At 61.4% G+C, this 14,806-nt stretch carries 11 protein-coding genes; 2 read left to right on the forward strand and 9 right to left on the reverse strand.

Annotation, left to right across the window (positions count from 1 at the left end):
- Position 1: 1 nt before the first annotated feature.
- Together SM764_RS18935 and SM764_RS18940 are read left to right on the forward strand one after the other, a co-directional pair.
- Complete coding sequence (locus SM764_RS18935) at positions 2-1,426, forward strand: TrbI/VirB10 family protein (protein ID WP_274861465.1); 1,425 nt, start codon at positions 2-4, stop codon at positions 1,424-1,426.
- Positions 1,426-2,430 (forward strand): ATPase, T2SS/T4P/T4SS family, encoded by a 1,005-nt coding sequence (locus SM764_RS18940; protein ID WP_274861467.1) that lies wholly within the window; start codon positions 1,426-1,428, stop codon positions 2,428-2,430. The genes SM764_RS18935 and SM764_RS18940 overlap by 1 nt, the downstream gene beginning before the upstream one ends.
- On the opposite strand, the gene SM764_RS18945 is transcribed toward SM764_RS18940, so the two are convergent.
- The 9 genes from SM764_RS18945 to SM764_RS18985 form a co-directional block, all read right to left on the reverse strand.
- Positions 2,419-3,363: a PD-(D/E)XK motif protein gene (locus SM764_RS18945; RefSeq protein ID WP_274861468.1), complete on the reverse strand. Its 945-nt coding sequence runs from the start codon at positions 3,361-3,363 to the stop codon at positions 2,419-2,421. The two genes, SM764_RS18940 and SM764_RS18945, sit on opposite strands and share 12 nt — an antisense overlap.
- A complete protein-coding gene (locus SM764_RS18950; RefSeq protein WP_274861469.1) occupies positions 3,353-5,563 on the reverse strand; it encodes a Z1 domain-containing protein in 2,211 nt (736 codons plus the stop codon). The genes SM764_RS18945 and SM764_RS18950 overlap by 11 nt, the downstream gene beginning before the upstream one ends.
- A complete protein-coding gene (locus tag SM764_RS18955) occupies positions 5,556-7,139 on the reverse strand; it encodes an ATP-binding protein (protein ID WP_274861470.1) in 1,584 nt (527 codons plus the stop codon). The genes SM764_RS18950 and SM764_RS18955 overlap by 8 nt, the downstream gene beginning before the upstream one ends.
- Position 7,140: 1 nt before the next feature.
- Complete coding sequence (locus SM764_RS18960) at positions 7,141-8,451, reverse strand: DNA cytosine methyltransferase (RefSeq protein ID WP_274861472.1); 1,311 nt, start codon at positions 8,449-8,451, stop codon at positions 7,141-7,143.
- 197 nt (positions 8,452-8,648) lie between these two features.
- A complete protein-coding gene (locus tag SM764_RS18965) occupies positions 8,649-10,556 on the reverse strand; it encodes a type IV secretory system conjugative DNA transfer family protein (protein ID WP_369002493.1) in 1,908 nt (635 codons plus the stop codon).
- Between the two features lie 16 nt (positions 10,557-10,572).
- Positions 10,573-12,501 (reverse strand): relaxase/mobilization nuclease domain-containing protein, encoded by a 1,929-nt coding sequence (locus SM764_RS18970; protein WP_274861347.1) that lies wholly within the window; start codon positions 12,499-12,501, stop codon positions 10,573-10,575.
- Positions 12,494-13,114 carry a helix-turn-helix domain-containing protein gene (locus SM764_RS18975; RefSeq protein WP_274861348.1) on the reverse strand — a complete coding sequence of 207 codons (621 nt, stop codon included), beginning with the start codon at positions 13,112-13,114 and terminating at the stop codon, positions 12,494-12,496. The genes SM764_RS18970 and SM764_RS18975 overlap by 8 nt, the downstream gene beginning before the upstream one ends.
- Before the next feature lie 410 nt (positions 13,115-13,524).
- Positions 13,525-13,701: a hypothetical protein gene (locus SM764_RS18980; protein ID WP_176832925.1), complete on the reverse strand. Its 177-nt coding sequence runs from the start codon at positions 13,699-13,701 to the stop codon at positions 13,525-13,527.
- A 634-nt stretch (positions 13,702-14,335) separates the two neighbouring features.
- Positions 14,336-14,674: a DUF736 domain-containing protein gene (locus tag SM764_RS18985; protein ID WP_008335621.1), complete on the reverse strand. Its 339-nt coding sequence runs from the start codon at positions 14,672-14,674 to the stop codon at positions 14,336-14,338.
- Between the last annotated feature and the right edge of the window lie 132 nt (positions 14,675-14,806).

Here is a 14,806-nt window from a genome sequence, read left to right on the forward strand (position 1 = left end):
CATGGCCGATCAATCCCCTCCCGACCTTCAGGACCGCCTCGATCAATTCAGCCAGCGCGGCAAGTCCAAGCGCCGCGGCAACAGCCTCGGGGTTGGCGCGCTCGCCGCCGCCCTCGCCCTTGGCGGCGCCGGGGTCGCGTATTTCCTGGCCACCGGCTTGCAGGAAGGCGATAGCGCACTCGAGACCTCCGATGTCGAGACCTTCCAGGACCGCCGCCCCGGCACCGGTGGGCGGCTGGAGTTTCCACCCGATGAGACCGAACAACGGGTCAATGACGCGCTGATCGCCGTCGAAGAAGCGCTTGATGTGCCCGCCGCCCCTGCCCCCGAACCGAGCGCCGAGGTGTTGGCCGAGATCGCCAAGCTCCGCGAGGCCCTCGCCGCCAGCCAGGCCGCCCGCAACTCGGAAATCCAGTCCGCCGTTGCCGACCTGCGCGAAGCCTTCGATGAACAGAAGGCGGCGCTTGAAGCGACGCTCGCCGCCAAGGAAACCGAACTCGCTAACCTCCAACGCCAGACCGAGACCCGCATCGAAGGGCTGCAGGCCATGCTCGATGCCGAACGGGCGCAGCGCGAGGGGCTCGAGGCCGAGCTTGACCGCGAAGGGCTGATTGCCGATCAGCGGCTTCTCGAAGAACGCCGGCGTCAGGAAGAGGAGCAGCGCCAGCGCGAGGCTGAACGGGTCGCCGAGGAGCTTCTGACCGCGCAGATCAAATCCCCCGCCGTAGTCTTTGCCGACGGTCCACGGGGTGGCCAAAGTGGCGCGGCGGTCGCCGATCCTGCTGCCGCTGGAACCGGGGGCCCGGTCCTGTCAGGAAACGAGCAGTTCCTGCAGAGTGCGCGGCCGCTCGAGGTGCAGGAGGCCGCCCGCCTCACCCATCCCGAACGCACGTTGACCCAAGGGTCTGTCATCCAGGCGGCGCTCCAGACCGCCATCAACAGCGATCTGCCCGGGTCTGTCGTGGCGGTGGTCTCCGAGCCGGTCCCGGCCTTCTCCGGGGACCGGATCCTGATCCCCCGGGGCTCCCGCCTTTTTGGCCAATACCGCTCCGGGATCGAGATGAACCAGAAGCGCATCCTGATCCTCTGGACCCGCGTCCTGACCCCGGACGGTACCTCGATGGAGATCGCCGCCGTGGGCGGCGATCAGCTTGGCCGCTCGGGCCTAACCGGTCTCGTTGACACCAAGTTTGCCGAGCGCTTCGGCGGAGCTGCACTGATTTCCGTGATCGGAGCCGCGCCTGCGGTGGCGGCGGAAAGCGCCAACAATGAAACCACCAGCATCGTCCTGGGCGATGTTGGCAGCGATCTTCAGGACGCGGTCGGATCGGTCATCGCCGACCAGGTGTCGATCGCGCCGACGATCTATGTCGATCAAGGCGCGTCGGTCACCGTGCTCGTGGACCGGGATGTGGTGATTTACTGATGGATCAGGCATCACCAGCCTCATACCTCGAGCGCTATCTCGACCCGTTCCGCGACCTCCTAAGGCGTGACGACGTGGTCGAGATCGCGATCAACCCGGATGGCAAGGTCTGGCTCGAGGTCGCGGGCGACGCCACCATGCGCCACGACGGCCAGACCGTGGACCGGACCACAGCCCTCAACATGGCCCAGACCATCGTCGGCGACGCCAAGGCCCGCGTCTCTGAAAAGAACCCGCTCGTCTCCGGCAAGGTGGAATATGCGGGCCGACCCCTCCGGGTCCAGGTCGCCGTGCCGCCCGCCATCGATCGCGGCGCCTCGATCACGATCCGTCTCTTCGCCTCGGGCAGCGTCCGGGATTACGCCCCTGCCTATCTCTTCGGCAAGGCTGTCTCGCTCGACGCGCTCCGCGCCGAGAAGATGAAGAACATTGCCAGTCTCGCCGAAGATAACCTCGAAGGCGCCCTACAGACCCTGGTCGAGGCGCGGCTCAACGTCCTGATCAGTGGCGGCACCTCAACCGGTAAGACCACCTTCGCCCGCCACCTTCTGACCCATGTCAGTGAGCAGGAGCGGCTCATCACCATCGAGGACGCTTTTGAGCTGTTCCCAGGCCAACCCAACACCGTCGCACTCTTGGCCGACCGCGGTGCCGGCTCACAACGCAGCGCCAACGCCCTCCTCCAAGCCTCCCTCCGCATGCGCCCCGACCGGATCATCGTCGGCGAGCTGCGCGGCGCCGAGGCTCTGACCTATCTCGAAGCGATCAACACCGGGCATGGCGGATCGGTCTCAACCATCCACGCCGAAACCGCGGAACTCGCCATCGACCGTTTGGCGATCATGGTGCTGCAGGCTGGCACGCCGCTGACCTTCGCCGAGGTGCGGGAATACATCCGGAAATCCATCGATGTGATCGTGCAGCTGGGGCGGGCCGAGGGGAAGCGGGGGATCACGGAGTTCTATCTGCCTGGAAAACAATCTTGGAGAAGTTCAGCCAAATAATGACACCGAGCCGTCCAGCGAAGCACTCATTCCAGTAAGGTCCAAACTAAAGCGCACTTCAGCTATGGGATCCCCGAAGGCGACAACAGGTACTGGCAAATCTCCAGCTTGGAACATTGCTACAGATTCACCATCAGGATAGGTCGCAAAGCGCGTATCCGATCCATAAATGTCCGCTCCGCCTTTTCGGAGGCACTGGCGAAAGAATTGAGCACGGACAACAGGATCGTCTAATGCAGCGTAAATCTCATCAATCAACTCGCATGCCATTTCACCGCCAGGCAGTTCAATCAGCAAGATGGATGCAATATAGACCCGGATGTCGGCATTAGGGCGAAGCTGTTCAAGCGAAAACCGATGCCGCCGGGAAGACTTCAGAGTCGTCTTCACCTCTAGTGCAAAATGCTCCGTCACAAAGTCGTACCGGGCATGTGCAGACGACGACCACGCCCTAACTGCTGCGTTCAAATCTTGAGCTGTGCGGATGATGTGCAGCTCACCCCAAAGCCCAACGACGTCGTTTAGTTCGTCGTTCAACCGCGTGAACAAATCGGCAATCGCGAGGATTTGGTCGCGGACGGCCGCTGCGGAGTGATCCGCCCCGGGTGCCAGAAACGCCTCTTCTAAGAGGCGAAGGAAGACACGGATGATGTCGGGATCGTCATTCGCAAGGGAAACTAACGTGTAGGTGCCGGACAGAGCGCTTCCATCCTGAAGCTGGATATCGCAGGGGCACGCAAAGCGAACCTCGACGGCCTTCAGCTTCAGATCAGGCTGGCCATCATCCTCGGCCATCTCGAAGAGCAAATAAGGCTGCCCTTGCGCATCCAAGGAAAGCCAGAGGCCGTGGGCACCATCGATCTTGCTCCCGAAGAGATGCTGGCAGGCATCCGGGAAACGGCGGGCAAGTTCCTGATACGCCTCAAACAGCATCGTCCTCTCGTTCCACCCAAACACGCTCCGCCAAACGCTCGGGGATGTGCACAGCAAGCACGGGCAAGTCTTCCAGAAGCACGCGGTTCTTGGCCGCATTTTCTAGGTGGTAGCGATGAATCTGGAACGTGATCGTGTCGTCAGCCCGGATTTGGCGCGCGCCGGGATAATTGGTGCGCGCGTTGCTACCCTGAAAGAGGTTTCTGATCTTAGGCGGGTCTTTGGTATCGAGACTGCGGCGCGCTTCCACGCCCGACCATGGGCCGGAGAAGGCAAAGACGCTGCACCGCATCTCAGGGTCTTCGCTAGCCAGCTTTTCGAGGCCGACCATGATGGCCGAGTGCTGCAAGCTATCGCCGGGGTTCTTGTAGCGGATTTGCCCGATGTAGGGGATTATCTCGCTGAGCGGAATGTCGTCGCTGAACGCCGGAATGGTCTGCTGCTGGTTCCAGCCGTCCTGCTTGTATTCCCAGAAGTCGAACGCGCCGAGTAGCTGGTTCACCGCTTCCCGGTTATCGGCAACGAAGCCGGTATCCTCATAGGGGTAGTCGGGGTAAATCCACCCTTCACGCCCCCGCGACTGGTACATGTCGAGCAAGATGACAGAGCGTCGTGTCGGCTGAAGCCTCTGGCTGAGGAACCAGGTGCGCCGCCAGTCCTTCAGGCCGCCCCCATCTTTGATGTGCTTGGAGATCGATGAACGGACCGATTCCTCGTGGGAAACGTAGTCTTGGAACGCTTCGATGTTCTCTGTCGTCAGATAGATGCGGCAGAGGCCAAGATAGCGCTTCTTGTAGCCGAAGAAGCGAGCGCGCTGCTGGATGTTGTCGGCGTTGCCGATCCCGATGGACCTCGGCATGTAGGAGACTGTCAGGCCTTCAACGGTGAAGCCACGGTCCAGGCCGATCCCGCCGACAAGTATCCAACTATAATCACCCTTCCAATCAATGGAGGGTATCTTGGTCTTCTCGCGTGTGTTGAGCTCGGCGATGGCGGTTTCCGACACGGCGTCGAATAGCAGCGGCTCGATCTGATCAAAGCCATAATTGACGGCATAGGTCTCGCTCAACCGTTCGAAGGCAGTTCGAAAACCTGCCAGCAAGTCGTCATGGCCGTGATGATCCGGGTCGTCCAAGATGGCCGCCCATTCATCGCGCGTGTTCCGCGCCCATCTCGCAAACATCAGATGATCGGCCTTCGGGATGGCCGGGTGGATCATCATGGAGCGATTGCCGCCGCCCTGGTCATCTTCTTCGCGCAGGCCGATGGCTACGCCAACGAAGAAGTCTTTCAGGGCCTCTAGCATGCTGGCAGGCGGGCTCGCTGGCGGATCGTCCCGGTCCGGCACATCGGTTTGCGGGATGAGCTCGATGTACTTGTCCGGCCCGTCCACAAAGAACTCTTTGCCGCCGACATAGGCGTCTCCGGGTGTCAGCACCGCACCGAAGTCAGGCGAGAGCGTGTCGATGCGGCTGATCAGAAGCGGCGCTTGCGGCGTGGCAGTGTAGAGAAGATAGCTGTGATGCGGGAAAAGACGGCGCAGCGCCGTGATGCGCGCGTAGGTCGTGCTCTCTTCCTGTTGCAGGGCCTTGGTATTCATCCCCGCCTGGTCGCCTTCGTCATCAATGATGAGCGTCGGCACGTTCGTCAGATCGACCCCGGTGAGCAGTGTGGCCAGATGATCGAGATGGCGATGCTCCTTCATGGAGACGATCAGCACTGTGCGCGAGCGCGTGCTCCCCTTGCGCCATTTCGCAAGCTCGCTTTTGACCCGCTCAACCTCGGCCCCCTGGAAGCCTTTGTCTCTGGTCGAGAACAGCTTCCAGTTTCGGTTCTTTTCGACCTCCAAGTCCTTCTTCAGACGCTCGAAGGATTGCTCGACCAAGTTGTTGGTCGTGCCGGCCAGAAGAAGGACGATCTGATAGTCGTTGTCGTGCGCGAGCGCGGACAAGCTTGTGAAAGAAAGCGTCTTGCCGCTTTGGACATAGCCGATGATGAGACCGGTATTGTGATCGCCGGGATTCTTTGGATCAGCGCATTGACGCATGATCGACAAGGTTTCCGAGACAAGCCGGGTCTTCTCGACCTCTGAAAGTGATGTGTTTGACTGAAGAAGGCGCGTCAGAGCCGGACCTTGCGCCGGGTTCCACTTGCCGGAAGTCTGGCGATCATGAATTTGGATAATGCCTTCGTCACTCATCGGGGACAGTCCTCGTCACAAGGTTCTTGAGGATTTCATTGGTGTATTGCCGGATTGCTTTGGGGTGATGCGAGGCAAGCTCTGTGGCGATGACTTCTGACAGCGCCATGGTAGCAGCGATGTTCAGCACTGCAGCGAAGCCTTCCGAGTCGAGATTGGGAAACTGCGCCATGAACGGATGGAGCATGGCCACCCGGATTAGCACTTCGCGCGGATCCGGGTCTGTGATGGCTGGTCTGCTCTGGATGGAAAGCCAGTCGCTTTCCCTGTCGGCATAGGACAATTCGAGCTTCACGATCCAAGGCGTCCCCCGGAACAAGAACTCAAACTGAAAATCATCGCGCTCACCTTCCGCAACCGCGTCAAGCTGCTCCCCAACATCGGGAAGGTTTTCGTCCGGCGAAGGCTCGGGGCTCGGCGATACAACACTCGGAAACGTCTGCTGCGATGTAACCAGGGCTCTGTGATCGAACTGCTTGGCCACGGCGGGCGCGGCACTGCGGGCGACCTTGCGCGCGTTGCGAGCGTCCTCCAAGGCCCTGTATTTTTGCGTCTGCTTGATGATCGGCAGGTCTTCGGCGTTCAAGATTTTGTAGAGCTTGCGAAGAAACTCGTCTTCATGCTCGCCCCACTGAACACCGTCCTTGGTGTGCGAGACACTGAAGCCCTTCAGGTGGATTTCGCCGAAGATGCGCTGTGATTCATAGCTGTTTGGCCGCTTGAAGATGTCGGCTGGCCGGTAGGTTTCATCAGCGCTGCCAAGGACCAGTCTGTTGCGCCTGAAGAGCGCGAGACCGGCAAGTCGGGTATCGGCCTTCTCCCGGATAGCAACGAAGCCGGTGGCTGATTTTCCTGGCCCGAGATCGATATCGATATCGCGCTTCCAAGTGATCTGCGGTCCATCAGGGTCTTTGTAAGATGGCGTGACCAAGACCTTGGGTTCGTCATATCTCAGCCGCTCGCCGTCAACGAAGAGCTCCAGCGCGCCGGAGCGCAGGAAGATTCGATAGATGCTGGCCAGATGCTCTTTGATCTTGCCGATGGTCCGGCCCTTAGGAAAACGGCGAATGTCTTCCAGCCGGATTTCTGTGTAGTGCTTGTCGTCCGACGCAACCGAGGTGACGACATTCAACTCTTCGATGCTGTCATGGACGATGCGGTCGATGTCGAAGAAAACGGTGCGCTCGTCTCTTTCGCCAAGTGCACTGGAGCGGACACTCCATTTCGGCGCGAACCAGCATGCTGCACTCTTCATGCCCATGCCGAACTCGGACAGGCCCGTTGCATCGGGCGGGATTTCGGCAGGTCGGAAGGCGCGCTGATAGTCGGATGAGGCAATCCCGGCAGCGTTGTCGAGAACCACGATCCGGCCGTCGTCCGCATCGAAGGTGATATCGACCCGCAAAACGTAGGAACCGCCCGAGATGGCTTCCAAGTCCTTGCGGCGCGAGATACTGCTCTGGATCGAATTGTCAACGAACTCGGCCAAGGCGTACCACGCCTTGTAGTTAAGGTGCGGCAGCACAGAAAGGACGTTTACGCCGGGCCGGATATTGACCGTGTTTAGGCGGCTCATGTTACTCTGCGGCAACGGCCCGCTGTGCGGACTCCGCTGCATCTTCTCTGGTGACAAGGGCGGCGAAGATGCGCTTCACAACTTCAACATTAACGGCATTGCCAAAGGCTTTGTAAGCACCGTTCTTGGTGCTCGGCAAATGGGTGAGCTCAAGGCTTTGCAGGCGGCTGCATTCGCGCGGCGTCATATACCGCCGCTCCCAGCTTACGATGGGAACTTGGCTCGTTGTCATGGAAATTAGCGCGGGAGCTGTATCGGCCTTCTTGATCCGAATACCGCTGGCCCGGAATTGAATTATATGTTGCCAGATGTCTCGCACCCCACCTTTAATGTTCCATTCGAGCTTTTGAAAACTGGGCGGGAAGGATTTTATCTGATCAATCCAAGGATCGATGATTGATCTGTGCTCGGCGTAGAAGGCGCGGTTCTTTTCGATGAAATCGATCTTCCATGCCGGAAAGCGCTCAAGCTTGGTGCGGGCATAACCTGGAAGCGCAGCTTCAGTCTCTTCGGGCGATAGCCCCTTCAAGGACTGCCCGAATGCACCCTTATACCGGCCAAGCCGACGATATCCGCGCTCATACGGAGTGAGGCCATCAAGGGGATAATCCGCGCCAAATTCCATCGCCCAAATCGGGAATGACGGCAGTTCCATATTTTTCGGGAACGCCGCCACGAATTCCTGCCAAATTGACAGGTAATGGACATGGTTTGGGCTTAGGTGCAGAGCATCCTCGGGTTTATCGTCCAAGACGGACGAAATGGAAAGCTGCGCCGCGTCTTCTGGCACCGGCCAGGAAAAGCCGCCGAGCCCTTCGCGGTCGCCTATGATGAAGGCGCGTTCGCGCTTTTGCGGCACCCCGAACATATGCGGGGACAAGCGCGCAAAATCGACGTCATAGTCGAGCGCGCGCAGCCGGGTGCAGATATTCTGCCACGTCCTGCCCCCGTCATGGCGGACAAGGTTTGGCACATTTTCGATGATGAAGAAGCGCGGTTCCTTCACACGCAAAATGTCGATCACGTAATCGATGAGGTCGCCCCATTGGGGACATTGCAGGCCTTTCTGCTCGCCAGCCTTGGAGAACGGCTGGCAGGGAAAGCCTGCGCACAGGACATCATGATCTGGGATCGAAGGAATATCGACGCTGCGGATATCGCCGTGGGGCTTTGTGCCGTAGTTCTTCTCATACAATGAGGCCAGATCAGCGTTGATCTCCGAGGCGAAGACGCACTCAGCGCCCGACGCACTCAACGCCTGATGAAATCCGCCAAGGCCCGCAAAAAGGTCAATAAACTTTAACTGCGCCACGACGGTCAGGCTCTTTTCTATGTGCTTTGGTGGGTCGTTGGCGATGTCCTCAAACAGCCAATCGCTTAATCTCTACACGATATAGATGAGAGATATGATGTCAACGCTAGACCTACTCCACAACCATACGAAGTGCACCTTTTTCTTTTGGACAGATCAGGGGTGCCCGATTGCGTCGGGCCAGGACACAAGAAACCTCACCCACCCAACAGTTCCTCGATAAAGTCCTCCTGCCGGTCGAGCGCCGCCTCCCATTCCTTCGGCACCGCAGCTTCCCGCTCGAGCGTCTCGGGCTCGGTCTGCCCGCGCCTGGCCTCCATCGCCAACACGCTCATCGCCCGCGCTTCGCGGCGCTGTGATCGATCCCGGACAGGCGCGCGTTCGGCTGGTTTCGCCTGCTCGTATGCGCCGACCTCACCGTCACCACCCCAGGGCCCCACGCCTTGCACACTCGGCGGATAGGGGAAGGGCTTGCCCTCCTGACGGGCGAGCATCTCCTTAAAGAACGGATCATCGTAATACTTGATCCGGCTCGCCTTGATCGGGTGCTGCGGCGAGGCGAGGATGATGACCTCGTCGGGGTCCATGAGGCGCGCTTCCGTCTCGGAAAGCAGCGGCCGCTCTTCGAGCCGCGCCGAGGTCGAGGTCGCGCCGAGGAAGCCCTTGTTGCGGCCATACATCCGGGTGACCGCCTCGCGGGTGGTGCTGCCGACCGCGGCTGAGACTTCCTTCACCGTTCGCTGGTCCCGCGGCGTGATGTAGAGCTTCAGCCCTGCCCCGTTCTCGAGGCTTTCGCGGCCTTCGGGCCCGTAGATCCGGTCGAGCGAAGCCAGCGACTGCGCGATCATTGCGACGCGGCCGCCGTAACTTGCCAGCGAATGGATCGCCCGTTCGAGATAGGGCATCGCCCCCATCTGCTGGAACTCGTCGATCATCATCATGACTGGCCAAGGTTCGTCCGGACCCGGTTCGTTGAGCCGAATCGAGGCGATGAGATCGGCGAACATTAAGCGCAGAAGCGGCGCCAGCGTCGCGATATGATCCTCGGAGACCGCGATATAGAGCGACTGCGGAGTCTTGCGGAATGTCGAGAAATCGAAGTCGCTCGCCTCGGTGGCCGAGCGCACCGCCGGGTTGTCCCATTGCTTGAGACCGGCCGTCATCAGCGCCTGAATGTTCGAGGTCAGCAGCCGCGACGAGGCTGAGGCCGCATTGGTCCAGAGCTCGCGCAGGATGTCTTCCTCGGCCTCGTCGGCATAGGTCTTGTACTGGGCGTTCTTGTATTCGCCCCCGGCGACGATCTTGTTCACCTCGCCGAGGTTCGGCGTGCCGCGTTGGATCGCCAGCAGACAGGCCGCAACGAAGATCGACTTGCCGGCCTCGGAAAAGGTGTCGAGCGTCTTGTTGTCCTTGTCGAGGAAGAGGTCTGCCAGGATCGAGACCTCGGTGAAGCGCTGCGCGAATGTCGGGGCCTTGGCAATCCGCGCAAGCGGGTTGTACCGATGTGTGGCATTGGCCCAATCAAACGGGCTGAAGCGATAGACCTCGTCACCGTTCAGTGCGCGAAGCCGCGCGGTCTTCTCGAAGTTCTCGCCCTTCACGTCCAGCACCACAACCGAGCCCGCAAAGCTCAGAAGATTCGGGATCACGAAGCCAACCCCCTTACCGGCCCGGGTCGGCGCGACCATCATCACATGCGGGATGGTGGTCGAGGAGATGAACTCAGCTTTGGACGTCGGGGCTCCGAGCTTGCCACAGACAAAGCCCTTGCCAGGCGCTTGAAGCATGTCGTTCTTCTTCAGCTCCGCCTTGGTCTGCCAGTGGGCCGAGCCATAGTCGTCCCGCTCCTTCTTCCAGGTCCAGGCCAGCGCCAGGGCGCCAAGCCCGATGGCCCCGAAGCCGACAGCGCCAAACCCCACCTTGAAAGCCTCTGGGTGCGCCGCGCGGGTGCCGGCGCTAGTCTTCCAGAGCGCCAACATGTCGAAGCTCTGAAACCCGGTTTTCAGGGCTAGGGTCAGGTAGAAGGCGGCGACGATGGTGCCGATGACGGCGCCGCAGATCACACCGAAAAGAAGTGCGGCCCAGAGGGGAAGTGTCTTGGTCATGGTGCTCATCTCCCCTTTAGAATTCCATCTCGTCGTCGAGACCACGGTCGCGGCCAAGATCGCGGCCCAGCTCCTGCGCTTCCTGCTGGCCGCGCAGCCGCGCCACCTCGGTCGCCTTGTCCTGCTGCAACCCGGCGGCACGGTCGGTGAAGACCTGGTCACCCGTCTCCTCAAACGTCATCTCGAGGAATTCCTGCGTGACGGTGATCTGGTCGAGCTTGCTCGGCAGGGCCGCGTCCAGCACCTCGTAGTTGCCACGCCGAAGTTCGGCCAAGCCTTCCTCGCCCAACTCCTTGAAGAGTTCGGCTTCCAGGGTCCGCTCGACCACCTCTTCCTGTTCCTCGGTGAGTTTGCCGTCGCGCAGCATGTCGGCGAGGTCCTGCAGGTAGGGATTTGGCGTCCGGTCGTCTTCGTCGATCAGCGGCAGGATCTCCTGTTCCTCGTCCGCGAGGGTCCGGCCGATCTCGACGCCCATTTCCTTGGCGCGTTCCATAAGCGCGTCCATCACCCCGTCGACCTTCTCGAGCGCGGCATCGAGCTGGTCGTCATTGGCCGTCTCCACGCTGAGACCGTCCTTCGCCAGCACCGCGTTCATGTCCCGCTCGACCCAGTCCTGTGCCATGCCGTAGTTCCGCGTGCCGCCCGCCGCAATCCGGGCCACCAGCTCCTCGCTGTCCATGCCCACCTCCTCGGCGCGCTCGAGCACGTCGCTCAGCCCTTCGTCCTTGCCGGCCTGCAGCGCGGCGATCAGCACATAGCTGCCCGCCCCCGGCGGATAGGGTTCTTCGAGCTGCTTGCCGAAGCGCGCCCGCAGGTCCGGGTCAGGCACCATCTGCGAGAGGTCCGCGATGATCGGTGCGGCCTTGGCCTCGAAGGCCGCACGCTCGGCCGGGTCCAGTTCTTCGGCCTTGAGCCTCAGCGCCTCGATCGTCCGCTCGGAATAGTCGATCGCATCACCGACGGTCTTGATGTCCTTCATGTCTATCTCTCCTTCGGTGAAGTTCCACGGCGTGCCGGAGCCAAGCCCGTCCGCCATGCCGCGCACAGCACGCGCCATGTGGCGCTGGTCCATCCGGTCCAGCAGGTCGGCGAGGTTCTTGTAGTCCTTGGCGAAGCCCACCACCTGCGCCTGCGCGATGGCTGACTCTTGCGCGGTCATGACGATCTCGCGCGGCAGACGGGCCTCTTCCTTGGCGCGATAGATCTCTTCGATCCCGGCGGGCTTCTCAAAGATGCCGCGCTCGAGCCGGGTGGTGGCGTCGAGCATCACGCCGTAGCCTTCCGCGATCTCGGCCTGCTTCTCGCGCATCAGCTGCGGCGACATCACGCCCTCGGCCCAGCAAGAGAACCAGGTGCCGTTTTCAACGCCGCGGTTGTTCAGAATGATGTGGGCGTGCTTGTGCGCCCGGTCGTCATGGACCGCGAGGACATAGTCCCACTGGTCGCCGTATTCGCCGCTCTCGAAGAAATGCTCCGTCCAGTCCATGGCGATGTCGCGCACCTGATCGACCGTGACGTCGGTCGGGAAGGACAGAAGCATGTGTGAGGTGAAGCCGAGCTTGGTCGAGCCGCGCCAGGTCCCGGCCCAGTCCTCGATGATATCCTCTTTCTGCTCCTCAGAAAGCACCGCGGCATCGGTCAGGGCATTGGTCATCGTCGAGTAGGTATAGACCGCCTTGTCGTTGATGTAGGAAATCTGCGCCCCGAGCGAAGCACGCGTCTTGCAGCCTCCGGCCCGGATCCGTTTGAAGACCGCCGCCCGGCTCTGACCCGACGCCGCCTTCAGCGCGTTGCGCGCCGACATGGTTCCAACGCGCGCGAAACTCCGCCCCTGTCGACGCCCCGCCAGCCGCGCGTCGATCCGCGCCGCGGCTTGGCCCCGGATGCGCTCATCCTCCCAGAGCCGGCCCATGACCGAGGCGTAGAGGGCGAGGGGATCAGCCATTCCTGACGAGCCTCAATCCGCGCTCGATCGCGCGCGGGCCACCCTCCAGAACCGCGCTCTCCGCCCCCTGCCCTTCTTCCTTTTGCGGCCACTCCTGATGACGCAGCGCCTGCGCCGCATCCTTCATCCGGCCCATCTCACGGTTCATCGATTGCGCCAAATCGAGCAGTTCGATCAGCACCGCGCGGTCCGCCTCCGAGACCTCCAGCCGACCGCGATGGACCGCCTTGGCGAGCACCAGTCCGGTGTCGCTCACGTCCCTCGCCTGACGCCATGCGGCGCAGAATTCCGCGACCAGATCGCGGGGTACATCAAGGAATCCGCAGCGACCGCGCAGCACCGCATTCAGCGCCTGCGATCGGTTGGCAAAGCCCCGTTCGCGCCACTCCGCATCGAAGGCGTCCAGCTCGGATCGGCTTGCCCGGAACGCCACCGTCTCACTTGGATCGCGTACCGCGAGCCCCTCGCCCGCCTCCTCTTTCGCGAGCCGGTTCACGTGTCGCGGAGAGATGCCAAACGCCGCCGCAAGGTCCTTCGCGCTCTCGCCCGCCGCAAAGCGCCGCGCGACTTCGATGCGCTCTTCAAGCTTCAGGTTTTTCGCTGGCCTCGGCACGGGTCAGACCCCTCGGACAAAATGTGCAAACATTGGCCATATCCTGCCAACGTCTTCCTTCTCTCCTTCGCTTATACTTCAATATATCACATTGCGCAATAATACGTTTTGCATGATGTGTGTTTTTGCTGACAATGGACGCCGGCGAGACCCCGCGTTACAGCGCGCCATGGAACGGGTCCCGCCCACTTCGATGCAGGACAACCAGGTCGAACGAACTTCCGAAGCTTGTGTTCAAGACGCACGCGACGAAAGGCAAACAACGCTCGATCCGGTCACGGATCGGGCGCCAGGAACACGAAAATGGCCCGCGCGGGATGGCGCGGGTCACGCCCTTTGAGGGCGTCACGAAGCTTCTGAGAGACGGCGTTAGACCTCTGCGGATCCGAAGACCCGCAGGGGTGTCTGGGTCAGTGACCCAGTCCCTGATTGCGCAGGTCGTCGTATCGGCTGCGGGCGATCAGAGCCTCGGTCTCGAGGCTGTCGAGGGTCTCTGGATGGGCGTCTTCATCGAAGGCAGCGAGGTAGGCATCGAAGGCCATGTCGGCTTGCAGTTCGGCGAGGTCGATGGATTGTTCGAGTGTCATGGTGTGATCCTTTCCGTTGATCGTCGTTGGACGGATCGTGGAAAAGACCGGGGGCATGAGAGCGGGCTGCACCCGGCACGGGGCGGAATGAAATGGAGCACGCCGGGGGCAGGTTTGTTGTGAGCGGTGCATCGCAGCGCTCAAGGCGCAGCCGTCCAGAAATCTGCCCCCGGCGTTGCTGGCCGCTCGACCCCGGGCTAGCGATCTGAGAGGCCAACAGGTCGACGGAAAGGCGCGCGGCGATGACATTGGCGTGAGACGTTGCCCTTGGATGCATGACGGTGATCTGCGACTTCCACCCTCGCGGCACAGGGTGAGTTCGGCGCCCCTGGTAGCTTCGCCAAGACGACCCAGGCGCGCGTTGTTCGACCGACGGACGGGGTGCGCTTGCATTGCTCAGCGAGCTGCCAGTTCTCCCTGCGGACAGTCGGTCCTGCTTCGGGTTCGCGCGATCCACGCTGTCACTGAACTGAAAGATCGAAGCCGCGTCCGCGACCTATCCGGTCTGACGACCCGCCTCTGCGTTCGCGTCCGAAATATGCCGCGTTCCTCGAACATCGGCTTTTGAGCCCGCCCATCAGGCGCACCCAAAAACGAGAAATAGCCAGACCGCCGAAGCGGTCTGGCCTTTGGCTTAGGCGGCGTCTTTCGGACCCCAGGGGATGACGGCCTGCAGGGACAGATCGTCCTGGTTCGCGGCCTTGCCGAGGTTGGCGTTGAAACCGTGGTCGCGGATGGTCAGCGTGTAGTAGTCGGCGCCGGTCTCCTTGTTCTGCTTCTTCCAGATGCCGCCGCACTCGACCAGCTTGCCGCGCGGGGAGCGGCCGAGGACGCGGTGCGTGGGGGCCATCGGGTTCGCGCTCGCGACGGGTTCGACCGTAATGTCGAGATCAAAAGTCAGGGTCGAGATGGAGCCGACGCCCTTGGCGGTTTCGATGTCGGCACTGGTGAATTTGATGCAGTTCGTGGTCATTGCTCTTCTCCTTGTTTGCGTTGCAATGATGGTCACGTTGCAGCTGGCCAAGGCCCGGCCACACCGAAGGCGAAGCGCAGCGGAGAGGGGCAGGCGCCGGTCTTTTTGCCTCGCGAGGAATGACCCGCAGGG

The sequence above is a fragment of the Pseudophaeobacter sp. 1A16562 genome, assembly GCF_041008785.1.
GTDB lineage: Bacteria > Pseudomonadota > Alphaproteobacteria > Rhodobacterales > Rhodobacteraceae > Phycobacter > Phycobacter gallaeciensis_A.